This is a genomic window from Microbacterium sp. CGR2 (assembly GCF_003626735.1).
Classification (GTDB): domain Bacteria; phylum Actinomycetota; class Actinomycetes; order Actinomycetales; family Microbacteriaceae; genus Microbacterium.
Window position 1 is genome coordinate 2,202,488 of record NZ_RBHX01000001.1, and the last position, 25,670, is coordinate 2,228,157.

Sequence of the window (25,670 nt, forward strand, 5' to 3'; positions counted from 1 at the left end):
GGGGAGTGCTCGACCTCATCGACGAACTGAGCCCTGCCCACCGACCGCCGTCCGTCGCCCCGGAGTGGGACGATCCGAAGCGGTTCTGGCCGCGCTTGTCTGCAGCGACCGAGCACCGTCCCGCACCCGTCGCCGTGATCGATCGGGAGGCGCTCCGCTACAACGCGATGGATCTGCTGGTGCGCTCCGGTGGTCTGCCGATCCGGGTGGCCACGAAGTCCGTGCGCGTACGCGCGGTGCTCGATGCCGTGCTCCGGCTCCCCGGATACCGGGGCATCCTCGCCTTCACCCTCTCCGAGGCGCTGTGGCTTTCGCACTCGCATGACGACATCGTCGTGGGCTACCCCACGGTCGATCGGGCGGCTCTCGAGCGACTTCTCGCGGATGAGCGCGCAGTCCGGCGCATCACGCTCATGGTCGACGACCTCGCTCACCTCGACCTGATCGACAGCGTGGCGGGCCCGGGCGCGCGCCCTGAGGTTCGTGTCGCCATCGACGTCGACGCGTCCTGGCGGTCGGCGCTGCTCGGACACATCGGCGTGCGTCGATCCGCGCTCTTCACTGCGGGCGAGGTAGCCGCTTTCGCCAGGAAAGTCGTCGCTCGCCGTGGATTCCGGCTGGTGGGCCTTCAGATGTACGACGCCCAGATCGCCGGCCAGGGCGATGCGGCAGGACGCGATGCCGCGTTGATCCGTCTGGTCCAGAGACGCTCGCAGAGCGAACTCCGCGAGCGTCGGGCGGTGATCGTCGAGGCGGTCTCGGCCGTCACGCCGCTCGACTTCTTGAACGGCGGCGGCACCGGCTCGCTCGAGTTCTCGGGCAGCGACGAATCCCTGACCGAGGCGAGCGCCGGCAGTGGACTGCTGGGCGGCCATCTCTTCGACGGCTACCGATCGTTCCGGCCCGCCCCGGCGGCCGCGTTCGCCTTCGACGTCGTGCGACGTCCGACGCCCGACATCGCGACCGTGCTCGGCGGCGGGTGGATCGCCTCCGGTCCTGCCCTGCCTTCCCGCCAGCCGCTGCCGACGTGGCCGGAAGGTCTGCGCACCCTTTCGCGTGAAGCGGCGGGTGAGGTGCAGACCCCGCTGCAGGGCCGCACGGCCTCGTCCCTGCGCGTGGGCGACCGGGTATGGTTCCGGCATGCCAAGAGCGGCGAGCCCGCCGAGCGCGTCGAACGCTATCACCTGGTCTCCGGCGACGAAGTCATCGACGAACTGCCGACCTATCGCGGCGAGGGAAAGGCGTTCCTGTGACGAGGATCGGCGGCACCTGGCAGAACTGGGCGCGCTCGGCATCGGTCCGCCCGTTGCGGGTAGAGCGTCCCCGGAGCCCGGAAGGGGTTCAGCGCGCGGTGGTGGCCGCCGGACGCCACGGACTGCCGGTGAAGGCCGTCGGCGCCGGACACAGTTTCACCGGGATCGCGGTCGCCCCGGGCGTACTGCTGGAGCTCGACGACATGCAGGGCCTGGTGAGAGCGGATGCCGTCACCGGTCGCGCGACGCTGTTGGCGGGTACGCGGTTGCACCGAATCCCTTCCCTTCTCGCGCGGCACGGCCTCGCGATGGAGAATCTCGGCGACATCGATCGGCAGTCGATCGCCGGTGCCATCTCCACGGGGACGCACGGCACCGGTGCGGCTTTCCCCGGTCTGGCCGCCCAGGTCGTCGGTCTCACGATGGTCACGGCGTCGGGGGAGTTCCTCCGCATCGATGAGGAGCACAACAGCGAGCTCCTCCCGGGCGCGGCGCTCGGCCTCGGCGCCCTCGGGATCATCGTGGAGGTGACGCTGCAGTGCGTGCCGGCGTTCCTCCTGCATGCGATCGACGAGCCGGCGCCGCTGGAGGACGTGCTTGTGACGCTGACGGACCGCGTCGCGGCATCCGATCATTTCGAGTTCTACTGGTTCCCGCACACGGAGGTCGCCCTCACGAAGCGTCAGACCCGTCAGTCGGAGTCCGACGTGCGCAAGCCACTCCCTACCGTGGGGAAGTGGATCGACGAGACGCTCCTCTCCAATGGCGTCTACCGCGTCACCTGCGCGGCGGGCCAGCTGGTCCCCGCGATCACCCCACGGGTGAGCCGGCTCGCGGTCACACTCACCGGCAACCGTGAGTACATCGACCTCTCGCATCGCGTGCTCACGCAGAGTCGCACCGTCCGCTTCCGGGAGACGGAGTACGCGCTGGCCGTCGAGAACGTCGTACCGGCGTTCCGGGAGGTGACCCGCTTGATCGCCCGCCGCGGGTGGCGCATCGAGTTCCCGGTGGAGGTGCGCTTCGCCCGCGAGGACGATCGCTGGCTCTCGACCGCATACGGCCGCGCGACCGCGTACATCGCCGTGCACCGCTACTGGCGCGCGGACCCGACCGAGTACTTCGAAGCTGTCGAGACGATCATGCGCGAACACGGAGGCCGGCCGCACTGGGGGAAGCTTCATACGCTGACGGCGGGGCAGCTGCGCGAGGTGTACCCGCGCTTCGGCGACTTCCTCGATCTCCGCGACCGGCTCGATCCCGAACGCCGATTCACCAACCGCTACCTCGACCGGGTCCTGGGGGAGTGACACAGGCTCCTCTCTGGCGGGCTGCGCCCAGTGCACGTGCAGACAGCCCGTCTAGGATGAGAGAAACACGAGGAAGGGTGGGCCTCTGATGGAATGGCTCGTGCCAGTACTGATCGTCGTCGGAGTGATCCTCCTCGTCGGCATCTATCTCTGGGCCACGTACAACTCGCTGGTGCAGCTCAAGATCCGCGTCGACGAGGCGTGGAGCGGCATCACGGTGCAACTGAAGCGGCGAGCCGACCTCATTCCCAACCTCATCGAGACGGTCAAGGGATACGCCTCTCACGAGAAGGCGGTCTTCGAGAACGTCACCCGCGCGCGTGCCGAGACTCTGTCAGCGGGCGGACCAGGTGAGGCCGGCATCGCCGAGGGGCACCTTCATCAGGCGCTCCGCAGCCTTTTCGCGGTCGCTGAGGCCTACCCGCAGCTGCAGGCCAGCCAGAACTTCCTCCAGCTGCAGCAGTCGCTGGTCGACACGGAAGACAAGATCCAGGCCGCCCGCCGCTTCTACAACGGTGGCGTGCGTGAGCTGAACACCAAGATCAAGGTCTTCCCGAACAACCTGTTCGCCAAGGGGCTCGGTTTCACCGAGCGTGAGTTCTTCGAGGTGGCAGACAGCGGAGCCATCTCCGAGCCGCCGCGCGTTCAGTTCTGACCTCTCTCACGCAACTCGCTTCCTGGCGGGTTCACCACGCGGAGAGCACGAGATCATCGGCGGTGAACGACACGTCTCCGCGCACCGTCCAGGAGTCCGTTCGGTAGGTGGTCATGCGGGCTGCGCCGTCCTGGCCGGTTCCCTCGACAGTGGCCACCAGCACACCGTCGTCCGCGGTGAACGCCGTCGCCGACAGGGCCAGGACGGGCAGCTTCTCGATGCGATACCGAACCTCGGCGACGGTGCTGAACTCGGTTCCCCAGGGAATTCGGATGCCGCACCCTGACGGCGCTGCATCAGCGGGAGCGGTGCAGGCTTCGAGGTGTTCGTCGAGCTTCTGCTGAGCGGCTTCCGTCGCCTCGGGTCGCAGGACCGCCGTGATCTCCGCCGTCGAGCTCTGCGACGGCAGCACCGGTACTTCGCTGCTGCCTTCAAGGAGTCCCGTCGGGGCCGCTTCGACCACGTACGTTGCGGGGATGAGCAGGACCTCCTTGCCGACCGCGACGGCTTCGCCGCCGATCGCCACGAACTCGCCCGTCGTGGCGCTCGCCGTGATCGTTCCCATCCCGGACTCATCGACCGTCCAGCGCCCGTCGGCGACGGACATCCGAAGGCGCGCGGTGTGCTCCTCGTCCGAGAGGCGGAACGACACCTCGGCCGTCGCACCTGCTTCGGATTCGCGAACCCGTGACACCCGGGCGCTCTCGACGTACTCGCTGGCCCCGCCGAACGCGGCCAGGGCCGGAGCCGATGCGTCGATACCGGTGGCCTTCACCGCCGCAGGGTCACCGGACTCGAGAGCCCTCAGGTAGGCCGCCGCGGCTTCCTCAGCGGTCGCCGGTCGACTCGACGCCTGCCAGGCCCACAGGCCGACGGCGAGCATGATCATCACACCGGCCGCGCCTCCGATCCACCACCAGCGCTTCCGCGTCACGGCGCGCTCTCCCGGACGTGCATGTGACGGTAAACCGAGGATGCCGCATTGCCCTGAAGCTCGCGGTGCAGCGCGTCGGTGGCGTCGCCCCACCCCGAGACCGACACCTGCTCGAGCCCTTGCCACCGTGCGGCGAGTGCCAATTCCGTGGCGACCGCCGCCGCATCGTCGGGTCGGGCCTGCGGTTCCCACCATGCCGACTGCACCCGCAACGTGGATGACGCACGGTCGGCCTTCAGATCGACCCGCGCAACGATGCGGTCGCCGACGAGGACGGGGAGGGAGTAGTAGCCGAAGCGTCGCTTCGCGGCCGGCACGTAGATCTCGATGCGATAGTCGAGGTCGAAGGCGCGCAGCGCCCGGTCGCGGAACCAGACCACGGGATCGAAGGGCGTCAGTATCGCCGCCGCGGCGACTCTTCGAGGCAGCACGGACTCTCGGTGTCGCCACGCGGGGAGGGGGCGGCCGCCCCGCTCCCACCCGCGCACCTGCGCCGGGTGGAGCTCGCCGATGTCGACGAGGTCGGCGATCGACTGCGCGACCGCGGCCCGGTCCCGGATTCGGTAGTAGTCGGCCAGGTCGGACTGCGTCGCCACACCGCTGGACCGCGCCGCTCGGCGGATCAGCTCCCGGATCGCATCGGCGCGGGGGATCTGCTGCGCGCGGATGTGCTCTGGGATGACATGTTCGGCGAGGGCGTATGTGCGCTCGAACCCGCGGCGTCCGCTGACGGCCACGTCGCCGGTGCGCCACAGATACTCGAGTGCGAGCTTCACCTCGTCCCAGTCCCACCAGGTTCCTCGCTCGCGCGGCGCATCGGCGCGGATGTCGGCAGGGCGCAGCGGGCCGCGCACGCGCAACTCATCCTGCACCCACTGCACGGTGCGAGCGTTGCTGCTCATCCAGGAGTCTTCGCCGGTCAGCCGTCGACGGAAGGCATCCATCCGGAACCGCCACAGCGGCCAGTCCTCGATCGGGATGAAGGTCGCTTCGTGCGCGAGATACTCCACGTAGTGGGTGGTCCCGGCCAGGAACACCCGGTCGAGCAGCGCAGGCTCATACACCCCCAGGCGAGAGAACAGCGGCAGATAGTGGGACCGAGCGAAGACGTTGACCGAGTCGATCTGCAGCACTCCCAGTCGCTCCATCACCCGGTGCACATGACGCGCGGTCACAGCGGCGGGGCGAGCGCGGGTGAAGCCCTGAGCGGCCAGAGCGATGCGGCGTGCCTGGGCGGCGCTGAGGGTCTCTGTCACGCCGTCAGCGTATCGCCGCCCGCCGACATCGCGTCACGACCGTTCCGATGAGCGCTCTAGACTTGGGCGATGAGCGAGGACCAGCGACCCCGGCTGCGAGATCTCTTCCGTCCGCGCCCGGTCTCGACGGATCGGACGGTGACGACCGAAGCCGATGCGGCGGTACCGCGCCCGCTGCGCATATCCGCCGCATACGCCTGGCGACTTCTGCTCCTCGCGGCCGCGATCGGCGTGTTCATCTGGCTCGTGATGCTGCTGAAGCTGCTGGTGATCCCGCTCATGGTCGGCATCCTGATCACGGCCCTGCTCTGGCCCGCGTTGGATTGGATGCTGCGCCACCGCTTCCCGCGTTGGCTGGCGATCCTGATCGCCCTCGTGGGCACTCTGGCCATCGTCGCCGGCCTCCTGTCGCTGGTCATCTGGCAGGTGCGGGTCGAGCTGCCGGAGGTCCGCGAAAGCACGGGCGAGTCGTTCGACCGGTTCCAGGTCTGGCTCCACGAAGGGCCGCTGCAGCTGTCAGATCGTCAGATCGCCGACTACCTCGATCAGGGGCTGGGCATGCTCAACGAGCAGGCCCAGGTGCTCTGGACAGGAGCGCTCGCGATCGGCTCGACCGTGGGCCACGTGGTCACCGGCGCGGTACTGTCGCTGTTCATCCTCATCTGCCTTCTGGCCGACGGTGCCGGCATCTGGTGCTGGACCGTCAAGCTCTTCCCGCGTGACGCCCGTGCGGCCGTCGACGGCGCGGCACGCAACGGCTGGCGGACGATCGTCAACTACGCCAGGACGCAGTTGTTCGTCGCGACCATCGACGCGATCGGCATCGGTCTCGGAGCGTTCCTGCTGCAGGTGCCGCTCGCCCTGCCGGTCGCCGTGCTCGTCTTCCTCGGTTCGTTCATCCCGATCGTGGGAGCCGTGGTCACCGGCGCCGTGGCGGTGTTCCTCGCGCTCGTCTACAACGGACCGTGGATCGCGCTGTGGATGCTGCTCGTCGTCCTGGCCGTGCAGCAGATCGAGGGGCATATCCTCCAGCCGATCATGATGGGGTCCGCGGTGAAGGTGCACCCGTTGGCCGTCGTCCTCGTCGTGGCGGGTGGGGCCATGATCGCGGGTATCCCCGGCGCACTCTTCGCTGTGCCGCTCGCCGCGTTCGTCAATGTCGCAGCAGTGACCCTGGGCTCCGGCTCCTGGCGCACAGGTGATCTGCCCAGCGGAGACCTTATCTGGAGTACAGTGCCGCGCGAGCGGCCGCGGAGGAATCGATGAGTGCAGTCCCCAGTCTTTCCGAGTTCGAGTCTGCGGCTCAGAGTCTGGCTGAGGTGATCTCCCACACGCCCACGCTCCCGTCCCGCGCGCTCTCCGACTTCCTCGGATCCCCGGTGCTGCTGAAGATGGAGAACCTGCAGCGCACGGGGTCCTTCAAGATCCGGGGCGCGACCTACCGGCTGTCCCGGCTGAGCGCCGAGGAGCGCTCACGCGGCGTGGTCGCAGCCTCCGCGGGCAATCACGCCCAGGGGGTCGCGCTGGCGGCCCAGGCCCTCGGCATCCCGGCCACGATCTTCATGCCGCTGGGCGTTCCCGTCCCCAAGCTCCTGGCCACGCGCGGTTACGGCGCCGAGGTCGTCCTGGAGGGCGAGACGGTCGCGACATCATTGCGTCTCGCGGCCGAGTTCTCCGAGCGCACCGGAGCGATGCTCATCCACCCCTTCGATCACCGCGACGTGATCATCGGGCAGGGCACGCTCGGCTTGGAACTGCTCGAGGACGCACCCCAGACCGACACGGTCGTGCTCGGCATCGGCGGGGGAGGCCTCATCGCGGGTGTCGCCGCGGCGATCAAAGCCCGCGCCGCGGAGATGGGGCGCACCGTGCGGGTCATCGGCGTGCAGGCGGAGAACGCCGCCGCGATGCCGCCGTCGCTCGCAGCCGGGGAGCCGGTGGACATCATCACCCGACCCACCATCGCCGACGGCATCCTGGTCGCACGTCCGGGCGCGATCCCCTTCGACATCATCAAGGATCTGGTCGATGAAGTCGTCACGGTCTCCGACGACGACCTCGCCCGCGCGATCCTCATCCTGCTCGAGCAGGCCAAGGTCGTCGTCGAACCGGCGGGTGCCGCCGGCGTCGCCGCGATCCTGGCGGGCAAGGTGAAGGACAGCGGCACGACGATGGCAGTGCTGTCCGGCGGAAACATCGACCCGCTGCTGCTGCAGCGTGTGGTGTCGCACGGACTCGCCGCATCAGGCCGCTACCTGACCATCCGGGTGCCGTTGCCCGACCGCCCCGGCCAGCTCGCGCGCGTCTCGGAGCTCATCGCGGAAGCCGGCGCCAACGTCATGGAGGCCATGCACACGCGCCACGGGCACGGGCTCCAGATCAGCGACGTGATCCTCGAGCTCAGTGTCGAAACGCGTGGACCGGAGCACTCCGATCACACGCTGGACACCCTGCGACGCGCCGGTTTCGAACCGATCGTCGTTCCGGACTGAGAGCCTCGACGGGTTCGGCCGCAGAGTGTGCCGCGGGGCGAGCCCGTCGAGGACCGTCGTCAGCCCGTGTAGGTCTCGACCTTGACGATCTCGACCTCGATCGATCGTCCGCTCGGCGCCTCGTAGGCTGACTTCTCGCCGACCTTCAGTCCGAGGATGGCCTGGCCGAGCGGGCTGGCCTCGCTGTACACGTCCATGTCGCTGCCTGCGGCGATCTCGCGGCTTCCGAGGAGGAAGACCTCCTCGCCGCCGGCCACGACGGCCGTCACGACGGTCCCGGGCTCGACGATTCCGCGACTTGCCGGAGCCTCACCGACCTTCGCCGTCTTCAGAAGGCCTTCGAGGGTGCGGATGCGGGCCTCCTGCTTGCCCTGCTCGTCCTTCGCGGCGTGGTAGCCGCCGTTCTCCTTGAGGTCGCCTTCTTCGCGAGCAGCTTCGATGCGCTTCGCGATCTCGTCGCGGCCGACGGTGGAGAGGTGCTCCAGCTCGGCGACGAGCCGGTCGTATGCTTCCTGCGTGAGGAAGGGAACCTGAGCGTCGGTGGTCATGACGAAGCTCCTTCTGTTCAAGATCCCGCCGACGCACTGCGGGGGATATGCCAAGACGCCCCGGCACGGTGCCGGGGCGTCGTCTGTCTGCGAAAAGTCTAGGCGACCCAGCAGGAGTTCACCAAACCTGTCGTGGCGGCGGAGACGGTCGGCACCGAGGCGTCGAAGGCCTGTGAGTGGCTCTCCACGGCGGGGAGCTCCATCACCTTCCACCCGACCACCCCGAACTCCTCGTCGAGCGCTTCGACGACGCACACGACGTCCTTGCCCTGCACACCGGAGACCTGGAAGCGCACATTGACCGTGTGCTCGTCGACGAGTTCGAAGCCGAGGTCATCGGCATCCACCGCCGTCATGGACTGGCTCACCGTCATCCACCCGAAAGCTCCGACGATGAGGGTCGCGACGACGCCGAGGATGATCCACGGCGTCCGCCCTCGTCGGGTGCGGCCATAGCGTTCGTCGAGCTCTTGTGCGGTCGTCACGAGTGGGTCTTCCGGTCGTTAGGCTGGTGGTACCAGGTTATGCGACCTGCGTACGAAAGGCCGATTCATGCTCGCTCTCACCGAGACGCCGATGCCGACACCCTCGATGACCGTCGCGCCGGAGGCGGTCACTCCCGGTTTCGCCGGGTTCGCGGCGATCGTGATCGTGCTCATCGCGGTGTTCCTTCTCATCTGGGATATGAACCGCCGGATCCGCCGCGTTCGGTATCGCGAAGAGGTGCGTGAAGAGCTCGACGCCGAAGAGGCCGCACAAGCCGACGAAACGACCGCGGACCCGGAGCGGGATGCGGATCTGCCCGACGCGGGGCACGGTGACGAACCACCCCGCACGTGAACGCCCCGAGCTGAGAGGCCTTAGGGCGCGCCGAGCGACGGCGTCAGCGGATCCAACGCGATCAGCAGGCAGGCCGTCCAGTGGCAGAGGAACGCCAGCACGGTGCAGACGTGGAAGATCTCGTGGAAGCCGAACCGCCCGGGCCAGGGGTTCGGCTTCTTCATCGCATAGACGATGGCCCCGCCGGTGTACAGGAGCCCGCCGACGATGACCAGCACCATCATCAGTGCGTTCGCGACGAACAGATCGGCGAGGTACATCACCGCCGCCCAGCCGAGCAGCAGGTACAAGGCGACGTAGAGCCAGCGCGGCGCGTCGATCCAGAAGACGCGGAAGAGGATGCCGACCAGTGCGCCACTCCACACGAAGATGAGCAGCAGCGTCCCCTTCTCCGGGGGAAGGGCCAGGGTCGCCAGCGGTGTGTACGTCCCGGCGATGAGCAGCAGGATGTTCGCATGGTCGATCCTCTTCAGGACGACCCTCACCTTCGGGCTCCAGTCGAAGCGGTGATACAGCGCCGAGTTGCCGAAGAGGAGCATCGAACTCGCCATGAACACTGCGGCCGCCCACTTCGCCGGAGCGCCCTCGGCGGCGAGGATCAGGACCACGCCCGCGACGATCGCCACGGGGAACGTGCCGGCATGGATCCAGCCGCGCCACGTCGGCTTGATCTCGACGCTCGCATCGTCGGCGGCCTCTTCGAGGAGCGGCAGCTGGGGGACGTCGGTCTCGGACGGTTCCGACGGGTCGGTCGGTTCGGATGATCGGCGAGAGCTCACGTGCCTACTTTATGCGGGACCGGATGCCGCCGAGGGCACATATCCTCAGCATCCCCACACGGTCGAGCAACCCGCGGCAGGGTAGCGTAGGTGGGTGATGTCACGCGAGAGTCCGGGGCGGGGCCCGCTGTACCGGCTCTACACGAGCCGGCTGCGTCGCCACCTCGACCCCGCGGCCGTGCCGCATCATGTCGCGATGATGATCGACGGAAATCGTCGGTGGGCCCGCCAGCTCGGATTCGCCACGCCCGCGGACGGTCACCGCGCGGGCGCCGCGAAGATGCGCGAGTTCCTCGGCTGGTGCGACGAGTTGGGCGTGCGAGTGGTGTCGCTCTATCTGCTCTCCAGCGACAACCTTCGCAAGCGCGACTCCGCAGAGCTCGCCGATCTCATCGAGATCATCGCCGAACTCGCCGAAGCGCTCTCTCAGGAGCAGAACTGGCGGGTCCAACATGTCGGCCGGGCGGACATCCTTCCTTCCGAGCTCGCCCGAGTGCTCGCCGACGCGGAGGCGCGGACGAAAGATCACACCGGCCTGCACGTGAATCTCGCGGTCGGCTACGGCGGGCGCAACGAGATCGTCGACGCCGTGCGGAGCATCATCACCAAGCACGAAGCCTCGGGTGGCACGTTGGAAGACCTTGCCGCCCATCTCACGCCCGAGATGATCGGCGAGCATCTGTACACCGGGGGTCAGCCGGATCCGGACCTCGTGATCCGCACCAGCGGTGAGCAGCGGCTGAGCGATTTCCTGCTGTGGCAGAGCGCGCACAGCGAGTTCTACTTCGTCGAAGCCCTCGGGCCCGATCTCCGACAGGTCGACTTCCTGCGTGCCATCCGCGACTACGCCGATCGGGACCGCCGGTTCGGACGCTGAGCGTCGCGGCCCGGCTGCGAGTCGCCTTCCGAAACGAGACGTTCACCAGCGCGTAAGAATCGACGGCGTGTCGAGGCGTGGTTAAGTCTCTTCGCGGTCGTACGTTCTAGGCATCGGGCAAGGAGCCCGATCGGGTCGGCCTCAGGTTGACGACTCGTGACCCCCTGGTCGACTCAGTTCGAATAGCCGGGATTCCCCGGGTCGGGAGTGGGACGTGACCTCACGTACAGCGCAGCAGTACACCAGCACCGCGCAGCAGTCCACGCGCAAGACCACGGGGCGGGCATCGTCATCAGATCCGGATCAGGATCTGCGGACGTATGTGCTCGACACCTCGGTGCTTCTGAGCGACCCGCAGGCGTTCTTCCGGTTCGCCGAGCACTCCGTCGTGCTCCCCGTCGTCGTGATCACCGAGCTCGAGGGCAAGCGCCACGATCCGGAGATCGGGTACTTCGCCCGGCAGGCCCTCCGTCACCTCGATGATCTGCGCATCGAGCACGGACGGCTCGACTTCCCCGTCGAGGTCGGCGAAGGCGGTACGCTCCGCGTCGAACTGGCGAACACCGACGCGTCGGTCCTCCCCGCCGGCATCCGACTGAGCGACAACGACACCCGCATCCTCTCGGTGGCCATGCATCTCGCTCAGGACGGGCAGGACGTGACCATCGTGTCGAAGGATCTGCCCATGCGCGTCAAGGCTGCCTCGCTGGGGCTGCGCGCTGAGGAGTATCTCGCCGAACAGGCCGTGGACTCGGGATGGACGGGCATCACCACGCTCGACCTTTCCGGCGATGACATCAGCGACCTGTACGAGAGCGAAGTGGGCATCAGCGAAGATGCGCGGGGGCTTCCGGTGAACACCGGGTTGATCATCCACTCCGAGCGCGGATCGGCCCTCGGTCGGGTCACGGGCGACGGCGAGTACCGGCTGGTGCGGGGAGACCGGGACATCTTCGGGATGCACGGGCGTTCTGCGGAACAGCGCATCGCAATCGACCTGCTCCTGGACCCCGAGGTCGGGATCGTCTCACTCGGCGGCCGGGCCGGCACGGGGAAGTCCGCGCTGGCGCTCTGCGCGGGTCTCGAGGCGGTCCTGGAACGCCAGCAGCAGAAGAAGATCATCGTGTTCCGTCCCCTGTTCGCCGTCGGTGGCCAGGAGCTCGGCTATCTTCCCGGTGACCAGGGCGAGAAGATGGGTCCGTGGGGCCAGGCGGTCTTCGACACGCTCGGCTCCGTCGTCTCGGGGAACGTCGTCGAGGAGGTCCTCGAGCGCGGCCTGCTCGAGGTGCTCCCGCTCACGCACATCCGAGGCCGCTCGCTGCACGACGCTTTCGTGATCGTCGACGAGGCGCAGTCGCTGGAGCGCAACGTGCTGCTGACGGTGTTGAGCCGGATGGGGCAGAACTCGCGGGTCGTCCTCACACACGACATCGGCCAGCGTGACAACCTGCGCGTCGGCCGCCACGACGGTATCGCCAGCGTGATCGAGACGCTCAAGGGGCACGACCTGTTCGGCCATGTCACCCTGATGCGCTCCGAGCGTTCGGCGATCGCGGCTCTCGTCACCGAGCTGCTGGAGGGCGGAGAGCTCAGCTGACGAAGCGAAGAGCGGATGCCGCGACTCGAGGTCGCGGCATCCGCTCTTTCGTGCGAGTGCCGGAGAACCAGTGCCGTCTGCATGAGGCGCACACGGAAGCATGACGGCCGAACGGGCGAGGTCATCCATCTGTGCGTTGCTCATGCATCTGCGCAGGCCCCTCGGGAGTTGCCGCTGATGCGAGCGCCGTGGCTGAGCGCGCCACTTCTCCTGCACTCTCCGCCCATTTCTTGAGGCATCCACGGAGAACGGAATATGCCGCTTGTCCGTCAAGCGCGGTGCCCGACGATGTGACGATGACCGACCCGGAATTCGTGCTCTATCACGTGGGAGACATCGCCCGCGGTGTCAGCCTTCAGACCTTCGGGTGTTCACGCGGAAGCCTCAGCGCGGCCGTCAAAGCCGGCCGCATCGTGAGGGTGCGACGAGGCGTGTTCGCCACGAGATCTGCGAACGCGGATGTCGTCATCGCGGCCGCGCACGGGGGCGCATTGAGCTGCGGGAGCGCATTGCGGGCCCTGGGGATCTGGACCCTCGACGAACCGGGGGAGGTGCACGTGTGGATGGGGCTCGGAGGGCGTCGCCACCATGCGGATTCGTGCGGGTGCGTCGCGCATTTCACGCCGGGGTCGATGGACGTCGGAATCGCGCCCATCGAGATAGCGCTCGTGCACGCGTATTCCTGCTTCGGAGACGAGTTCTTCTTCGCCGCATTCGAATCGGCATGGAACAAGCGGATGTTGAGCGCGGCCGCCCGCGCGGCGGTCCGAGCGGCACTCCCTGCGACGGCCCGCTGGCTCGTGGACTTCGCAAGAGCCGATGCGGACAGCGGGCTGGAGTCCCTTGTACGGCTGAGGCTCCACCTGATGGGGATCGAGGTGCGGCCGCAGGTCGTGCTCGACGGAGTCGGTCGTGTCGACTTCATCATTGAGGGACGCGTCGTGCTCGAAGCGGATGGGCGGGCGAACCACGGCGGTGCGGGGAACCGGCATCGGGATCTGATGCGTGATGCGACATCATCACAGCTCGGTTTCGAAACGCTGCGTTTCGACTACGCGATGATCCTGTACTCCTGGCCCATCGTTGCTGCTGCCATCCGTGCCGCGTTGGGCCGAGCTCGCGGGTGACGCCCGCCGCGCGACTGTCATCTGCAAGAGGTTCAGACGTCTGCATGACTGATGCGCCCGAGAGATCCGCCAAGTGTGGGCCACTCATGCATAGCGAGCTCTGACGAAACGAAGAGCGGATGCCGCGACCTCGAGGTCGTGGCATCCGCTCTTTCGTCGGCGTATCGCTCGATCAGCCGGGGTGCGTCATCGACAGGAGGTCGAGCTTCTCGTCGAGCTGCTCGAGGGTCAACTCGCCCCGCTCGACGTAGCCGAGGTCGATCACCGCATCGCGCACCGTGATGCCCTTGGCCACCGAGTGCTTGGCGATCTTGGCGGCCGCCTCGTACCCGATGAGCTTGTTGAGCGGCGTCACGATCGACGGGCTCATCCCGGCGAATGCGGCGGCACGACCGAGGTTGGCCTGCAGCCCGTCGATGGTCTTGTCGGCAAGCACCCGCGACGCGCTTGACAGCAGACGGATCGACTCGAGAAGCGCGGTGCCCATCACGGGGATCGCGACGTTCAATTCGAAGGAACCGGATGCTCCCGCCCAGGCCACCGTCGCGTCGTTGCCGATCACGCGGGCGCAGACCATCAGCACAGCCTCCGGAACGACCGGGTTCACCTTGCCCGGCATGATCGACGAGCCCGGCTGCAGATCGGGGATGTGCAGTTCGCCGAGTCCGGTGTTCGGCCCCGAACCCATCCAGCGAAGATCGTTGTTGATCTTCGTCAGCGATACGGCGATGGTGCGGAGCGCTCCGGAAGCCTCGACCAGGCCGTCGCGGTTCGCCTGCGCCTCGAAGTGGTCCTTGGCCTCGGTGATCGGCAGTTCGGTTTCGGCTGCCAGCAGCTCGATGACCTTCTGCGGGAACCCGAGGGGGGTGTTGATCCCGGTCCCGACCGCGGTGCCGCCGAGCGGGACCTCTGCCACGCGAGGAAGCGCCGACTGCACGCGTTCGATGCCCAGGCGCACCTGGCGGGCGTAGCCGCCGAACTCCTGGCCGAGCGTGACCGGTGTCGCATCCATGAGGTGCGTGCGACCCGACTTGACGGCGTCTTTCCACAGCACAGCCTTCGCCTCCAGGGCGACGGCGAGGTGGTCGAGCGACGGGATGAGCGTGTCGATCAGGGCCTGGGTGACGGCGATGTGCACCGAAGTCGGGAACACGTCGTTCGACGACTGTGAGGCGTTCACGTGGTCGTTCGGGTGGACGGTGGCGCCGAGGATGCGCGTCGCGAGGGTCGACAGCACCTCGTTCATGTTCATGTTCGACGATGTGCCGGAACCGGTCTGATAGGTGTCGACGGGGAATTCGCCGTCGTGAGCACCGCTGGCGACCTGGTCGGCCGCCTGAGCGATCGCGTCGGCGATCGCGCCGTCGAGGGTGCCGAGGTCTTTGTTCGCGAGTGCGGCAGCCTTCTTGATGCGTGCAAGGGCCGCGATCTGCATCGGCTCGAGGCCCTTGCCCGAGATCGGGAAGTTCTCCACGGCCCGTTGCGTCTGCGCGCCGTAGAGCGCGTTCACGGGCACTCGCACCTCACCCATGGTGTCGTGCTCGATGCGGTACTCGGTGTCGGTCATTCCGAACCCTCCTTGGTTGCGGGGTTGATCCCGGTGATGTCGACGCCCTGGATGTCGGCGCCTTCGGTGTCGATTCCGACCGTGATGACCGGCACTGCGGTGCCTTCGGCCAACCGGTAGTTGGCGCCGACGACACCCAGCCGGCCCGAGGCGACGGCGTCTCGGATCAGCTCCGAGGACTGCAACAGGTCGCTCACGGTGTTGCGCAGGTGCTCGCGGCCCACGAGTTCGGCGTCGATGTCGGCGACAGCGGTGCCACCGCTTCCGGCCAGGACCTTGCGGGCTGCCGGGACGATCGGCGCGATGAGCTTCCAGATGCGCGGGGGCAGTGGCGCGGCATCGATCGCGGTTCCGTCGATGGCCGCGCGGACGGCGCCGCAGGAATCATGCGCGAGTACGACGATGAGCGGAACTCCGAGCACGGCGACGGCGTACTCGAGGCTCGCCACGATGGACTCGCCGAGCACCTGGCCCGCATTTCGCACGACGAACAGGTCACCCAGACCCAGGTCGAAGATGATCTCGGCGGCGAGGCGCGAGTCGGAGCAGCCGAACAGGGTGGCCACGGGGTGCTGAGCGGCGGCGATGTCGGTGCGACGAGCCACGTCCTGATTGGGGTGCAGCGGGGCGTTGTCGACGAACCGCCGATTGCCTTCCTGCATCTGCTGCCACGCTGCAGCGGGGGTGAGCGGGTTCGTCATGACGCCTCCGAGAGGGACCGGATCTGGGGGACGAGGGATTCGGCGAGCTCAGCGGTCGACTCCGCCGAACGCGATCCGTAGAGAAGGACGTAGTCGTCACCGGCCTGTGTGCCGATCGCGTAGGTCACGTTGGCGTCGGACCCGTTGTCGCGCAGTTCGAAGACGTCCCAGTCGATGCCGCCGATACGTGTGGTGTCGGTGGGGGCCGTGCCGTTCAGGCGCTGCGGAGCCCAGGAGGAATCGGCGTCGAAAGCCTGCGCCACCTTGATGAAACCGCGTTCGTCGTCGGCTTTCGGAGCGAGGGTGATGTCCCACACCACCGTGGCGCCGCTCTGCAGTTCTGCGGCGTTCACGCGCCAGAAGTCGCCGACGTCCGGCACGACAGCGGGGCTCTCCATGGTCGACTCGACGCTTTCCGAGATGGCGACCAGGTCGATCTCCGGTGCCTCCGGCGCCTCACCGCGGGGAACCGCGAGGATGATCACGGCCACGACGGCCAGGGTCACCAGAAGCGCGGCGACGAGGTTGCGCACCGTCTGGCTGCCTCGATACGCCTTGCTGGATGCCGCCTTTCGCGCGGCGGTCTCGTCGGGGGTCTCGGGGCGGCCGAGCTCGGCGACGATGGGGCCGTCTTTGGTCATGACGTGCTGCCCGGGGAGTCGGATGCCGCGGCCCTGGCCGCCTCGAGCCGGCGCTTCGCGCCGAGCAGCCATTCTTCGCAGCGGGCTGCGAGTGCTTCTCCGCGTTCCCACAATGCGAGCGAGTGCTCGAGCGTCGGGGAGCCCTGTTCGAGCTCGGCGACGACGGTGACGAGTTCGTCGCGGGCCGCCTCGAACGACAGCGTTTCCACAGGGATGTCGTTCAGAGCGCTCACTCCTCCATCTTACGGCGTGCGTGATTCATGCCCGGCTCAGGATCCCTCGGGGATCTCTCCCTCGGACCGTGCCGACAGCGAACCTCGATCGACCGTGATCGTGAGGGCGCTTCCCGCCGGCGCATCCGCGGCGTCGCGCAGGATCACTCCACCGTCGAGGTGCGCGATCGCGTACCCGCGTGCCAGTGTCGCTGCCGGCGAAAGCGCTCGGAGCGAGGCTCGAAGCTCGCTGGTGCGTCGGCCGGCTGCGTCGAGCTGTCGGGTGAGAGTGTCGCGACCCCGCGACTGGAGCAGCCAGAGTTCCTGTGTGCGCGCATCGATGATCGGGTCGGGGGAGCGGAGCACCGGCCGGGAACGCAACTGCTCGAGTTGGGCGATGTCGTGCGACAGTCGCTGGGTGACCCGGGACGTGGCTCGCGAACGCAGCTGAGCGATGAGCGCGCGTTGCTCGCCGACATCGGGAACCACTCGTTTTGCGGCATCCGTCGGGGTGGAGGCACGCAGGTCGGCCACGTCGTCCAGCAGCGGATGATCGTTCTCATGCCCGATGGCGCTGACGACGGGGGTGGATGCCGCGGCCACGGCGCGGAGGAGTCGCTCATCACTGAATCCGAGCAGAGTCTGAGGGTCGCCGCCGCCGCGGGCGATGATGATGACGTCGACCTCGGGATCGGCTTCTAACCGAGCGAGGGCCGCGAGGGTGTCCGGGACGCATCTATCGCCTTGGACGGCGGCGTACTCCGTGCGGAACCGCACCTGCGGCCACCGCAGCTCCGCGTTGCGGTGCACATCCTTCTCGGCGTCGGACCGTTCGCCGGTGATCAGGCCGATGACGTGGGGGAGGAACGGCAGGCGCGTCTTGCGCCCGGCATCGAACAGGCCTTCCTGACGCAGTTGTGCGCGGAGCTTCTCGAGACGCTCGAGCTGGTCGCCCAGACCCACGTGCTTCATCGCCGAGACGGTGAAGCTGAAGTCGCCCGCCTTGACGAAGTAATCCGCCTTCACCGCGGCGACGACGTGATCGCCTACGCCGAGATCGCCGGGGATGCGTCCGCGGACGCTCGACCAGATGCGGATGGAGATCTGCGCGTCGGACTGGGTGTCCTTCAGCCGGGCGAAGACGTTGCCCGCGCGCAGGTTCCAGGACGTGATCTCGCCCTCGACCCACACCGTGTTCCAGCGGGCGATGAAGTCGCGGATCGTTCCGTTCAGCCGTGCGACGGATGTCGGCGCCTCGGACGTCGAGTCACGAGGTGCGACGGCGTCGGCGGGCGGAACCTCGCCGGGGCCCGCGGCCGCTTCGAAGACTGTCATCTGCTCCCGTTCGGTGGTCCTGCAGAGTGAGGAGGCATTCCGGCCTTGCTCAGGCAGGCGCCGGTAGAATCAAGGGGTGACTTCGACTGCCGTTCATCTCCCCATCCCTCGCATGCCACGAGTGCGTGCGGTCGGGCGGCTTCAGGATAACCCGGTCCTCGGACAGAAGCGGATTCTGCTCGCCGCGCCCCGGGGGTACTGCGCCGGCGTCGACCGCGCGGTGGTCGCTGTCGAGAAGGCTCTCGAGCGATACGGCGCCCCGGTGTACGTGCGCAAGCAGATCGTGCACAACATCCACGTCGTCACGGAGCTCGAGGCGAAGGGCGCCATCTTCGTCGAGGAGGTCGATGAGGTTCCCGCGGGATCGCATGTCGTCTTCAGTGCGCATGGTGTGTCGCCGGCGGTCGTGAATGCGGCATCCGATCTGGGACTGCACGCGATCGACGCGACCTGTCCTCTGGTCACGAAGGTGCATCGTGAGGCCGTGCGGTTCGCGCGTGATGATTTCGAGATCCTGCTCATCGGCCACGAAGGACACGAAGAGGTCGAGGGCACCGCAGGAGAGGCTCCTGACCACGTCACCGTGGTGAACTCGCCAGAAGAGGCGGACACGGTTCAGGTGAAGGACCCGTCGAAGGTCGTGTGGCTGTCGCAGACGACCCTCTCCGTCGACGAGACGATGGAAACCGTCAACCGACTTCGTCTTCGCTTCCCCGAGCTGCAGAATCCCCCGTCCGACGACATCTGCTATGCCACGCAGAACCGGCAGGTGGCGATCAAGAAGGTCGCCACGAACGCAGACCTGGTGATCGTGGTCGGGTCGTCGAATTCGTCCAACAGTGTGCGGCTGGTCGAGGTCGCGCTCGAATACGGCGCGAAGGCGGCGTACCGAGTCGACTACGCCGAAGAGGTCAAGCAGGAGTGGCTCGACGGGGTCGAGACCGTCGGCGTGACCAGCGGCGCGTCGGTGCCGGAGGTGCTGGTCGACGAGGTGCTCGAGGCCCTCGGACACGCGGGGTACCGCGACATCGAAGAGGTGCGGACGGCCGAAGAGGACCTCATGTTCTCTCTGCCGAAGGAGCTGCGTCAGGATGCCGCGGGTCAGCGTGACGCTCGTGCACTCGGCGGTCGCGCCACCAGCGGCTCCCTCTGATCCGCGCCTTCGCCGCACCCGTGACCCGCGCCGCGAAGGCAGGACGAGTTCTGCGTCTGAGCAAGAGGGGCTAGCGGTCGGGGCACGCGCCTTCCTATGATCAGGACTGTAGCGTCTGTGCATCCGGCGCTCCAGGTTGACGGAGGGTCCCCAGCTCTCCGTGACCCACTTGGATGATGAACGTCCCCAGCGTTCCGAGTCCGCGGCCCCGAGGAGTCCCCAATTCTCCGGGGCCGCCATTGTTCTCCCCGCGGTCCGCTGGTGGGCGTGGCCGGCTGTGAGGCGCTCCGAGCCTGTGCGGTTAGCATGGCGGGATGACCCAGCAGCGTCCTCAATACGGCGAGATCGCGACCCCCGAGGAGCAGCGCAGGGCAGCCGGCCTCCCGCCTCTGGAGGCAAGCGCCCCGAATGTCGCGCCTCCCGCGAGTGGGCCGGCGCACCCTCCCGTGCGCGACGAGGGCTTCCGTCGTCCGCACCGAGCGGATCGACTCGTCACGATCGGACTGCTCGCGTACGGTCTCGTGAGTGTGATCGTCACCGCCGTGTCGTACCTCGACCTGCCCCGTGTGATGAACGAGAGCATGAAGATCCTCGGCATCGAAGGGGAGTTCACGAACTTCGCTCAGGGCAAGCTCTGGGGCACGATCGCGGCTGTGGTGCTGGTGGCCGGCTGGTCCCTCACCGCGTGGCTGTCGGTCCGACGGCTTCGCCGCGGGAAGATCACGTGGTGGATGCCGTTGGTGGGTGCCGTGATCACCATGGGAATCGTCTCTGTCTGCATGGCCGTGCCGATGTTCGGAGACCCCGCCTTCATGTCGTATGTGGAGAACATGGGCGGCTGAGCGCCGCCAGACGCAGACGGGTGCCCCGGCCGATCGGCCGGGGCACCCTTCTGTCTTGCGGAGGTTGGTGACTCAGCTCTTCGACTGGCCGTGCGATCCGAGCTGACGAGTCGACTCGACGACGCGAGCGGCCATCGCCTTCTCGGCGACCTTGCCCCAGGCGCGGGGGTCGTAGACCTTCTTGTTTCCGACCTCGCCGTCGACCTTCAGGACGCCGTCGTAGTTCTTGAACATGTAGTCCGCGATCGCCCGCGTGTAGGCGTACTGGGTGTCGGTGTCGATGTTCATCTTGATGACGCCGTTGGCGACCGCGAGAGCGATCTCGTCGTCGGTGGAGCCGGATCCGCCGTGGAAGACGAGGTCGAGCGGCTTTGCGCCCGTGTTGTACTTCGCGGCGACCTCGGCCTGGATGTCGCCGAGGAGTTCGGGACGGAGCTTGACCCCACCGGGCTTGTAGACGCCGTGCACGTTGCCGAAGGTGAGCGCGGCGATGTAGCGGCCCTGCTCGCCCAGGCCGAGCGCCTGAACGGCCTGGTCGACGTCAGCGAACGTCGTGTACAGCGCGTCGTTCGAACCTTCGTGCGCGACGCCGTCTTCCTCGCCGCCGACGACGCCGATCTCGACCTCGAGGATGGCGTTGATCGCCTTCATGCGGGGGAGGAGCTCTTTCGCGATCTCGATGTTCTCCTGAAGGGGGACGGCCGAGCCATCCCACATGTGGGACTGGAAGATCGGGTTGCGACCCGCCTTCACCTCTTCTTCGGAGGCAGCGATCAGCGGCTCGACGAATCCGGCGAGGGCATCCTTGGGGCAGTGGTCGGTGTGCAGCGCCACCGTCACGGGGTAGTTCTTGGCGACTTCGGTCGCGTAGCGCGCGAAGGCGAGTGCGCCAGTCGCGCGGGCCTTGACCGTGTGGCCGGCGAAGTAGTCGGCGCCGCCCGTGGTGACCTGGATGATGCCGTCGGAGCCGGCCTCGGTGAGGCCCTGAAGGACGGAGTTGATCGTCTGCGAGCTGGAGACGTTGAAAGCGGGGTACGCGAAGCCGCCGGCCTTCGCGCGGTCGAGCATTTCGGCGTACTGATCCGGGGTGGCGACGGGCATGAGAACTCCTGCGATAGGTGAAGCCGGGACAGATGTCACTCTATCGGGGTGACCGAGCGGATGCCGCGGACGGGGCGGCGCCCCGGGGAGCCGACTCCTGCGCCTGCGTTAAGAATCGACTTTCCTTCGCCCGTACGGCAGTGAAAGGCCGAGGATTTGGTGTCTTCGCTGGTTAGGCTGGCCCCATGGTGAGTCCTGCAGCCGATCTGAGTCCGCTCCACCCCGACCGCAACCTCGCGATGGAACTCGTACGCGCGACCGAAGCCGCGGCCATCCGCGCGGTTCCGTTCATCGGGCGGGGAGCGAAAGAAGCGGCTGATGGTGCCGCCGTCGACGCGATGCGCGCCTTCCTCGGCACGGTCGACTTCCAGGGGCGAGTCGTCATCGGCGAAGGGGAGAAGGACAACGCTCCGATGCTCTTCAACGGAGAGATCGTCGGCACCGGACGAGGTCCGCTCTGCGACATCGCGGTCGATCCGATCGACGGGACATCCCTCACAGCGGCGGGTCGACAGAACGCGCTCTCGGTGATCGCCGTGTCCGACCGTGGCACGATGCTCGATGCGTCCTCCGTCTTCTATATGGACAAGCTGGTGACCGGCCCTGCGGGAGTCGGCGTGGTCGACATCCGCCTGCCCATCGGCGAGAACATTCGCAAGCTCGCCGAAGCGCTGGGCAAGCCCGTCGACGAGATCGTGGTCTCCGTCCTGAACCGACCGCGTCACGAGCAACTCATCCAGGAGATCCGTGACGCGGGGGCCGGTACTCGACTGATGAGCGATGGAGATGTCGCCGGCGGCATCAATGCGGCCCGTCACGACGCGCGAACGGACATGTGCGTCGGCATCGGAGGGAGCCCCGAGGGCATCGTGACCGCGTGTGCGATCAAGGCGCTCGGCGGGCACATCCAGGGGACGCTGTTCCCGCGTGACGACGATGAGCGCCAGCGCGGCATCGATGCGGGGCTGGACATGGACAAGGTCTACGAAGCAGACGATCTGGTGCAGGGGAAGAACGCGATCTTCGTCGCGACCGGTGTCACCGACGGTCAGCTCGTCGCCGGGGTGCGGCGTGAGCGAGGCTTCGTCTACACGGAGAGTGTGGTTCTGCGCGGTGCGTCGGGCACGATGCGGCGGATCGCCTCAGAGCACCTCGTCTCGAAGTGGCTCTGAGCTCCGCACGCCGCTGAGCCAGCGCGAATCAGTCTGATCGGCACCGTTCAGGGTCAGTCGTCTGAGACGATCATCGTTATCGACCCGGTACCGGGTCGACACCTCGTGATCCCCGGTTCGGCGAAGCGCCGTGTCACAATTGTCATTGGGTTTGTCGCCGTCGACGGAGCCGCCAGGCACCGCAGGCGCAGGAGGGGCGAACAGATGACAACGCAGCACACGAGTGGCCCGAAGGCCGCGCCGACCAAGATCGTGACGACGAACACGGGGCGCATCCTTCGAGTGAGCGCCGACTCCGAGACTCGAGTCAGCGCACCGGTTTCCTCGCCGCCCAAGACGGTGGTCGATCCAGCACGACGTGCCGATGTTCTTTTCCGCGTGCGTCGCGCCGAAGGTCACGAGATCAGCGCCTGGTGGATGATCGGAGCCTTCCTCGCCACCAGTGGCCTGGTGATCGTGCTGTTGAGCGGTGTCCCCGGCGCAGCCTGACTCAGGCTTCGTCGAATCGGGAGCGAACCGCTCCCACGTCGGCGCGCAGCAGCGCTGCGGGTGACTCTCGTGGCTCCGCCGATGCTTCTTCGTCGTCTCGAGCCCTCGACCGCGGCGACGGCTCGTCGCCGCCGATGAGTTCCGGCGCGGTGAAGCGGCGCGTCACTCCCGCGGTCACGGCCGGTGCGGCTGCGAGCCCGGATGCATCGATGCCCGGGAACTGCCGTGCCGTGACCAGCACGCGGGTCTCGAGAGAGCCGGCGAACTTGTTGTAGCTGTCGACGGTACGCTCCAGCGCCCGGCGTAGGTCGTCGGCGTGACCTGCCAGAGTGCCGAGTCGGTCGTAGAGCTGCGTGCCCAGGTTCAGCAGCGTGCGCGCTTCGGTCGAGACCTCCTGCTGCGTCCAGGTGTACGCCACGGTCTTCAGTACCGCCCAGAGGTTGACAGGGGAGGCGAGGGCCACCCGCCGGCTGAAGGCATAGTCGAGCAGGGTCGGGTCTTCGTCGAGCGCGGCCGCGAGGAGGGATTCGCTCGGCAGGAAGCAGATCACGAACTCCGGGCTCGCGTCGAGGCCGGACCAGTATGCCTTCTTCGCCAGGGCGTCGATGTGCGCGCGGACTGCCTTGACGTGCTTCTGCATATGAGCGCGGCGCTGCGCTTCGTGGGTGCCCCCGGCGGGGAGAGCGGAAGCCTCGAGGTAGGCGTCGAGCGGCACTTTGGCGTCGACGGCGATCGAGGTTCCTCCCGCCAGGCGCACGACCATATCGGGGCGACCGGTGCCGCGGTCGGAAGAGATGGTGGATTGCAGATCGAAATCGACGTGGCGGGTGAGCCCGGCGGCTTCGACCACACGGCGCAACTGCGTCTCGCCCCAGACTCCGCGAGTCGCCGTAGATCGCAGTGCCCCGGCGAGCGACTCGGTCGTGGCTCGAAGCGCTTCGTCGGACTCCTGCGCGCGCCTGAGCTGCTCGGCCAGGGTGCCGAACTGCGCCTGCCTTTCCTGCTCGATCGCGGTGACCTTGGACTGCATCTGCTGAAGGCTCTCCCGCACCGGCGCGAGCGCGGTCAGGACGGCGTTCTGCTGCTGCACGCGCTCGGCCTCCGCACGCTGCTCGGTTCGCGCGTGCTCGACGGCGTCGCGATAGAGGTCGTACTGACGATCGCGGTCATCGCGGGCAGCGGCCAACTCGGCCTCGGCGCGCGCGAGATCGGCTGCTCCGCGGCCGGCTCTCAGATACCACCCTGCGGCGACTCCGACCGCGAGAGCGGCGAGCAGCAGAACGACAGTCAGTGCATCCATGTGCCCATGATGCCTGCAGCATCCGACATCGGCCCGTTGCCCGCGCCAACATCGCGGCGTCAGCCTGCCGATCTGCTGACCGCGATCAGGCGACGGCGCGCTCCAAGACCGGAACGGACGGTTCCGTCACCCGCAGGCTCAGTGCGTCGGCGAGGCCGAACACGTCCACCGCGCCGTTCCGACGTGCGGCGTCGATCACGATCTGGGCGCACGCTCGCGCATCCGCGAGGGCGTCGTGATGGGAGAACTCCGCGAAACCGGCGGCCGCCGCGGCCTTGGGCAGTCGATAGGAGTCGAGTTGGTAGGTCTTGCGGGCGACCTGCAGGCTGCAGAGCGAGCGGTACGGCGGGCAGAGCAGCCCGGTGACTTCCGCCGCCCGGCGGAGCACGTTGAGGTCGAAGCCCGCATTGTGCGCGACGAGGACATCGGCGCCGGCGAAGTCGCACAGTCGATCGAACTGATCCACCCAGCTGGCGGCGGAGAGCACGTGTTCCGGCTGGATGCCGTGGATGCGGACGTTCCATTCCTGGAACTCATCGTGCCCGGGAGGAGGCTGAATCAGCCAGCCCGCTGTGGCGACGACCTCGCCGCCGCGCACTCGTACCAGTCCCACGGAACAGGCGGAGGCGGGGCTGGAGTTCGCGGTCTCGAAGTCGATCGCAGTGAAGTCCAGTGGCACGAGACCACTTTCTCTCGCTGTCTCGGTGGCGAGGCGCAGGCTCGCCGTAGGCTGACGACATGACGGACGAGCAGGCGACATCCTTCGGTGTTCAGGCCCACAGCTACGAGGTCGGAAGGCCGGAGTACCCGTTCGATTCGGTGGCGTGGATGCTCGAAGCCCTGCCGCACGGCGCGCGCCGGATCGCCGATGTCGGCGCCGGAACCGGAAAGCTCACCCGCACACTGCTCGGTGCACCGGATGCCGAGGTCGTCGCCGTCGATCCCGACCCCGACATGCTCGCCACCTTCCGAACCGCTGTTCCCGGTGTGCCGGCGTTCGTGGGCACGGCTGAGAAGCTTCCGCTGCCGGATGCCAGTGTCGATGCTGTCGTGCTCGGCCAGGCGTGGCACTGGGTCGACCCGATCGCCGCATCGACCGAGATCGGGCGTGTGGTGCGGAGCGGTGGGGTACTGGGACTGATCTGGAACATCCGGGATGAGAGCGTCGATTGGGTGCGACGGTTGACGGAGATCATGCACGGCAGCACCGCGGAGGTCATGCTCGCCGCGGGTGACCCGGTCGTCGCGGAGCCTTTCGGCGCGCTCGCCCAGGAGCGCTGGGTGTGGTCGCGTCCGATGACGCGCGATCTGCTGCACAAGATGGCGGCGTCGCGCAGCTACGTCATCACGGCATCCGACGATGAGAAGGCTCGGATCCGACGCGAGATGGACGAGCTCTTCGATGAGTCGGGTCTGCACGGCGAGGAGACGATCGACCTCCCATACGTCACGCGCGCTTTCCGCGCGATCCGCGACTGAGGCCGCCCAC

General features: G+C 67.6%; 27 protein-coding genes. 14 read left to right on the forward strand and 13 right to left on the reverse strand.

What is annotated here, in order from left to right; translation table 11 throughout:
* Positions 1 to 5 precede the first annotated feature (5 nt).
* The 3 genes from D7252_RS11080 to D7252_RS11090 all read left to right on the forward strand — a co-directional run bounded on the left by D7252_RS11080 (position 6) and on the right by D7252_RS11090 (position 3,218).
* A complete protein-coding gene (locus D7252_RS11080) occupies positions 6 to 1,253 on the forward strand; it encodes an alanine racemase (protein WP_120775440.1) in 1,248 nt (415 codons plus the stop codon).
* Positions 1,250 to 2,563: a D-arabinono-1,4-lactone oxidase gene (locus tag D7252_RS11085; protein ID WP_120775441.1), complete on the forward strand. Its 1,314-nt coding sequence runs from the start codon at positions 1,250 to 1,252 to the stop codon at positions 2,561 to 2,563. Before D7252_RS11080 ends, D7252_RS11085 begins: the two co-directional genes overlap by 4 nt.
* 88 nt (positions 2,564 to 2,651) lie before the next feature.
* The gene (locus tag D7252_RS11090) at positions 2,652 to 3,218 is read left to right on the forward strand and encodes a LemA family protein (protein WP_120775442.1); all 567 of its coding nucleotides are present in this window, start codon (positions 2,652 to 2,654) and stop codon (positions 3,216 to 3,218) included.
* Positions 3,219 to 3,249: 31 nt separating this feature from the next.
* On the opposite strand, the gene D7252_RS11095 is transcribed toward D7252_RS11090, so the two are convergent.
* Positions 3,250 to 4,152 carry a hypothetical protein gene (locus tag D7252_RS11095; protein ID WP_120775443.1) on the reverse strand — a complete coding sequence of 301 codons (903 nt, stop codon included), beginning with the start codon at positions 4,150 to 4,152 and terminating at the stop codon, positions 3,250 to 3,252.
* A complete protein-coding gene (locus D7252_RS11100; protein WP_120775444.1) occupies positions 4,149 to 5,408 on the reverse strand; it encodes a winged helix-turn-helix domain-containing protein in 1,260 nt (419 codons plus the stop codon). Before D7252_RS11100 ends, D7252_RS11095 begins: the two co-directional genes overlap by 4 nt.
* A 69-nt stretch (positions 5,409 to 5,477) precedes the next feature.
* On the opposite strand from D7252_RS11100, the gene D7252_RS11105 reads away from it, so the two are divergent.
* A complete protein-coding gene (locus tag D7252_RS11105; RefSeq protein WP_120775445.1) occupies positions 5,478 to 6,674 on the forward strand; it encodes an AI-2E family transporter in 1,197 nt (398 codons plus the stop codon).
* Positions 6,671 to 7,900 carry a threonine ammonia-lyase gene (gene ilvA / locus D7252_RS11110; RefSeq protein ID WP_120775446.1) on the forward strand — a complete coding sequence of 410 codons (1,230 nt, stop codon included), beginning with the start codon at positions 6,671 to 6,673 and terminating at the stop codon, positions 7,898 to 7,900. Before D7252_RS11105 ends, ilvA begins: the two co-directional genes overlap by 4 nt.
* Positions 7,901 to 7,959: 59 nt before the next feature.
* Here the strand turns inward: ilvA and greA are convergent, their stop codons facing one another.
* A complete protein-coding gene (gene greA / locus D7252_RS11115; protein WP_120775447.1) occupies positions 7,960 to 8,448 on the reverse strand; it encodes a transcription elongation factor GreA in 489 nt (162 codons plus the stop codon).
* 98 nt (positions 8,449 to 8,546) lie between these two features.
* Positions 8,547 to 8,933: a DUF4307 domain-containing protein gene (locus D7252_RS11120; RefSeq protein WP_120775448.1), complete on the reverse strand. Its 387-nt coding sequence runs from the start codon at positions 8,931 to 8,933 to the stop codon at positions 8,547 to 8,549.
* A 67-nt stretch (positions 8,934 to 9,000) separates the two neighbouring features.
* Here D7252_RS11120 and D7252_RS11125 point away from each other — a divergent pair, with 67 nt between their 5' ends.
* A complete protein-coding gene (locus tag D7252_RS11125; RefSeq protein ID WP_120775449.1) occupies positions 9,001 to 9,288 on the forward strand; it encodes a hypothetical protein in 288 nt (95 codons plus the stop codon).
* A gap of 20 nt (positions 9,289 to 9,308) precedes the next feature.
* On the opposite strand, the gene D7252_RS11130 is transcribed toward D7252_RS11125, so the two are convergent.
* Entirely contained in the window at positions 9,309 to 10,001 is a 693-nt protein-coding gene (locus D7252_RS11130; protein ID WP_251051271.1) for a hemolysin III family protein, read from the reverse strand.
* A 163-nt stretch (positions 10,002 to 10,164) separates the two neighbouring features.
* Here D7252_RS11130 and D7252_RS11135 point away from each other — a divergent pair, with 163 nt between their 5' ends.
* From D7252_RS11135 to D7252_RS11145, 3 genes are all read left to right on the forward strand, one after another.
* Complete coding sequence (locus D7252_RS11135) at positions 10,165 to 10,944, forward strand: isoprenyl transferase (RefSeq protein WP_120775451.1); 780 nt, start codon at positions 10,165 to 10,167, stop codon at positions 10,942 to 10,944.
* A gap of 214 nt (positions 10,945 to 11,158) precedes the next feature.
* Positions 11,159 to 12,541, forward strand: coding sequence for a PhoH family protein (locus D7252_RS11140; protein WP_120775452.1), 1,383 nt, complete (start codon positions 11,159 to 11,161; stop codon positions 12,539 to 12,541).
* A gap of 296 nt (positions 12,542 to 12,837) precedes the next feature.
* A complete protein-coding gene (locus tag D7252_RS11145; RefSeq protein ID WP_120776928.1) occupies positions 12,838 to 13,668 on the forward strand; it encodes a DUF559 domain-containing protein in 831 nt (276 codons plus the stop codon).
* A gap of 172 nt (positions 13,669 to 13,840) precedes the next feature.
* Here the strand turns inward: D7252_RS11145 and D7252_RS11150 are convergent, their stop codons facing one another.
* Genes D7252_RS11150 through xseA form a run of 5 tightly spaced genes read right to left on the reverse strand, consistent with a single transcriptional unit; the run spans position 13,841 to position 18,124 of the window.
* Positions 13,841 to 15,235, reverse strand: a complete 1,395-nt coding sequence (locus D7252_RS11150) for an aspartate ammonia-lyase (protein ID WP_120775453.1) — start codon at positions 15,233 to 15,235, stop codon at positions 13,841 to 13,843.
* Positions 15,232 to 15,936, reverse strand: coding sequence for a carbonic anhydrase (locus D7252_RS11155; RefSeq protein WP_120775454.1), 705 nt, complete (start codon positions 15,934 to 15,936; stop codon positions 15,232 to 15,234). The genes D7252_RS11150 and D7252_RS11155 overlap by 4 nt, the downstream gene beginning before the upstream one ends.
* Positions 15,933 to 16,577, reverse strand: a complete 645-nt coding sequence (locus tag D7252_RS11160) for a DUF4245 family protein (protein WP_120775455.1) — start codon at positions 16,575 to 16,577, stop codon at positions 15,933 to 15,935. The genes D7252_RS11155 and D7252_RS11160 overlap by 4 nt, the downstream gene beginning before the upstream one ends.
* On the reverse strand, positions 16,574 to 16,810 hold the full coding sequence (locus D7252_RS11165) for an exodeoxyribonuclease VII small subunit (protein ID WP_183055270.1): 237 nt from the start codon (positions 16,808 to 16,810) through the stop codon (positions 16,574 to 16,576). The genes D7252_RS11160 and D7252_RS11165 overlap by 4 nt, the downstream gene beginning before the upstream one ends.
* Positions 16,811 to 16,846: 36 nt before the next feature.
* Positions 16,847 to 18,124 carry an exodeoxyribonuclease VII large subunit gene (xseA, locus tag D7252_RS11170; protein ID WP_120775456.1) on the reverse strand — a complete coding sequence of 426 codons (1,278 nt, stop codon included), beginning with the start codon at positions 18,122 to 18,124 and terminating at the stop codon, positions 16,847 to 16,849.
* A 112-nt stretch (positions 18,125 to 18,236) separates the two neighbouring features.
* On the opposite strand from xseA, the gene D7252_RS11175 reads away from it, so the two are divergent.
* Both D7252_RS11175 and D7252_RS11180 read left to right on the forward strand, forming a co-directional pair.
* Positions 18,237 to 19,277, forward strand: coding sequence for a 4-hydroxy-3-methylbut-2-enyl diphosphate reductase (locus D7252_RS11175; RefSeq protein WP_120775457.1), 1,041 nt, complete (start codon positions 18,237 to 18,239; stop codon positions 19,275 to 19,277).
* A gap of 314 nt (positions 19,278 to 19,591) precedes the next feature.
* A complete protein-coding gene (locus D7252_RS11180; RefSeq protein WP_120775458.1) occupies positions 19,592 to 20,119 on the forward strand; it encodes a DUF6264 family protein in 528 nt (175 codons plus the stop codon).
* Positions 20,120 to 20,191: 72 nt separating this feature from the next.
* On the opposite strand, the gene fbaA is transcribed toward D7252_RS11180, so the two are convergent.
* Positions 20,192 to 21,220, reverse strand: a complete 1,029-nt coding sequence (gene fbaA / locus D7252_RS11185; protein ID WP_120775459.1) for a class II fructose-bisphosphate aldolase — start codon at positions 21,218 to 21,220, stop codon at positions 20,192 to 20,194.
* A gap of 185 nt (positions 21,221 to 21,405) precedes the next feature.
* Between fbaA and glpX the strand changes: the two genes are divergently transcribed.
* Positions 21,406 to 22,392 carry a class II fructose-bisphosphatase gene (glpX, locus tag D7252_RS11190; protein WP_120775460.1) on the forward strand — a complete coding sequence of 329 codons (987 nt, stop codon included), beginning with the start codon at positions 21,406 to 21,408 and terminating at the stop codon, positions 22,390 to 22,392.
* Between the two features lie 204 nt (positions 22,393 to 22,596).
* A complete protein-coding gene (locus D7252_RS11195) occupies positions 22,597 to 22,881 on the forward strand; it encodes a hypothetical protein (RefSeq protein WP_120775461.1) in 285 nt (94 codons plus the stop codon).
* Between the two features lies 1 nt (position 22,882).
* Here the strand turns inward: D7252_RS11195 and D7252_RS11200 are convergent, their stop codons facing one another.
* Together D7252_RS11200 and D7252_RS11205 are read right to left on the reverse strand one after the other, a co-directional pair.
* The gene (locus D7252_RS11200) at positions 22,883 to 24,181 is read right to left on the reverse strand and encodes a DNA recombination protein RmuC (protein ID WP_120775462.1); all 1,299 of its coding nucleotides are present in this window, start codon (positions 24,179 to 24,181) and stop codon (positions 22,883 to 22,885) included.
* Between the two features lie 85 nt (positions 24,182 to 24,266).
* The gene (locus D7252_RS11205; protein ID WP_120775463.1) at positions 24,267 to 24,860 is read right to left on the reverse strand and encodes a 3'-5' exonuclease; all 594 of its coding nucleotides are present in this window, start codon (positions 24,858 to 24,860) and stop codon (positions 24,267 to 24,269) included.
* Between the two features lie 59 nt (positions 24,861 to 24,919).
* Between D7252_RS11205 and D7252_RS11210 the strand changes: the two genes are divergently transcribed.
* Complete coding sequence (locus tag D7252_RS11210; protein WP_120775464.1) at positions 24,920 to 25,660, forward strand: class I SAM-dependent methyltransferase; 741 nt, start codon at positions 24,920 to 24,922, stop codon at positions 25,658 to 25,660.
* Positions 25,661 to 25,670: the final 10 nt, after the last annotated feature.

What these genes read in the sequence shown, in the direction of transcription:
- D7252_RS11090 (WP_120775442.1), top strand. Translation starts at nt 2,652, where the DNA reads ATGGAATGGCTCGTGCCAGTACTGATCGTCGTCGGAGTGATCCTCCTC.
- D7252_RS11105 (WP_120775445.1), top strand. Translation starts at nt 5,478, where the DNA reads ATGAGCGAGGACCAGCGACCCCGGCTGCGAGATCTCTTCCGTCCGCGC.
- ilvA (WP_120775446.1), top strand. Translation starts at nt 6,671, where the DNA reads ATGAGTGCAGTCCCCAGTCTTTCCGAGTTCGAGTCTGCGGCTCAGAGT.
- greA (WP_120775447.1), bottom strand. Translation starts at nt 8,448, where the DNA reads ATGACCACCGACGCTCAGGTTCCCTTCCTCACGCAGGAAGCATACGAC.
- D7252_RS11125 (WP_120775449.1), top strand. Translation starts at nt 9,001, where the DNA reads ATGCTCGCTCTCACCGAGACGCCGATGCCGACACCCTCGATGACCGTC.
- D7252_RS11135 (WP_120775451.1), top strand. Translation starts at nt 10,165, where the DNA reads ATGTCACGCGAGAGTCCGGGGCGGGGCCCGCTGTACCGGCTCTACACG.
- D7252_RS11145 (WP_120776928.1), top strand. Translation starts at nt 12,838, where the DNA reads ATGACCGACCCGGAATTCGTGCTCTATCACGTGGGAGACATCGCCCGC.
- D7252_RS11150 (WP_120775453.1), bottom strand. Translation starts at nt 15,235, where the DNA reads ATGACCGACACCGAGTACCGCATCGAGCACGACACCATGGGTGAGGTG.
- D7252_RS11155 (WP_120775454.1), bottom strand. Translation starts at nt 15,936, where the DNA reads ATGACGAACCCGCTCACCCCCGCTGCAGCGTGGCAGCAGATGCAGGAA.
- D7252_RS11160 (WP_120775455.1), bottom strand. Translation starts at nt 16,577, where the DNA reads ATGACCAAAGACGGCCCCATCGTCGCCGAGCTCGGCCGCCCCGAGACC.
- xseA (WP_120775456.1), bottom strand. Translation starts at nt 18,124, where the DNA reads ATGACAGTCTTCGAAGCGGCCGCGGGCCCCGGCGAGGTTCCGCCCGCC.
- D7252_RS11175 (WP_120775457.1), top strand. Translation starts at nt 18,237, where the DNA reads ATGCCACGAGTGCGTGCGGTCGGGCGGCTTCAGGATAACCCGGTCCTC.
- D7252_RS11180 (WP_120775458.1), top strand. Translation starts at nt 19,592, where the DNA reads ATGACCCAGCAGCGTCCTCAATACGGCGAGATCGCGACCCCCGAGGAG.
- fbaA (WP_120775459.1), bottom strand. Translation starts at nt 21,220, where the DNA reads ATGCCCGTCGCCACCCCGGATCAGTACGCCGAAATGCTCGACCGCGCG.
- glpX (WP_120775460.1), top strand. Translation starts at nt 21,406, where the DNA reads ATGGTGAGTCCTGCAGCCGATCTGAGTCCGCTCCACCCCGACCGCAAC.
- D7252_RS11195 (WP_120775461.1), top strand. Translation starts at nt 22,597, where the DNA reads ATGACAACGCAGCACACGAGTGGCCCGAAGGCCGCGCCGACCAAGATC.
- D7252_RS11200 (WP_120775462.1), bottom strand. Translation starts at nt 24,181, where the DNA reads ATGGATGCACTGACTGTCGTTCTGCTGCTCGCCGCTCTCGCGGTCGGA.
- D7252_RS11210 (WP_120775464.1), top strand. Translation starts at nt 24,920, where the DNA reads ATGACGGACGAGCAGGCGACATCCTTCGGTGTTCAGGCCCACAGCTAC.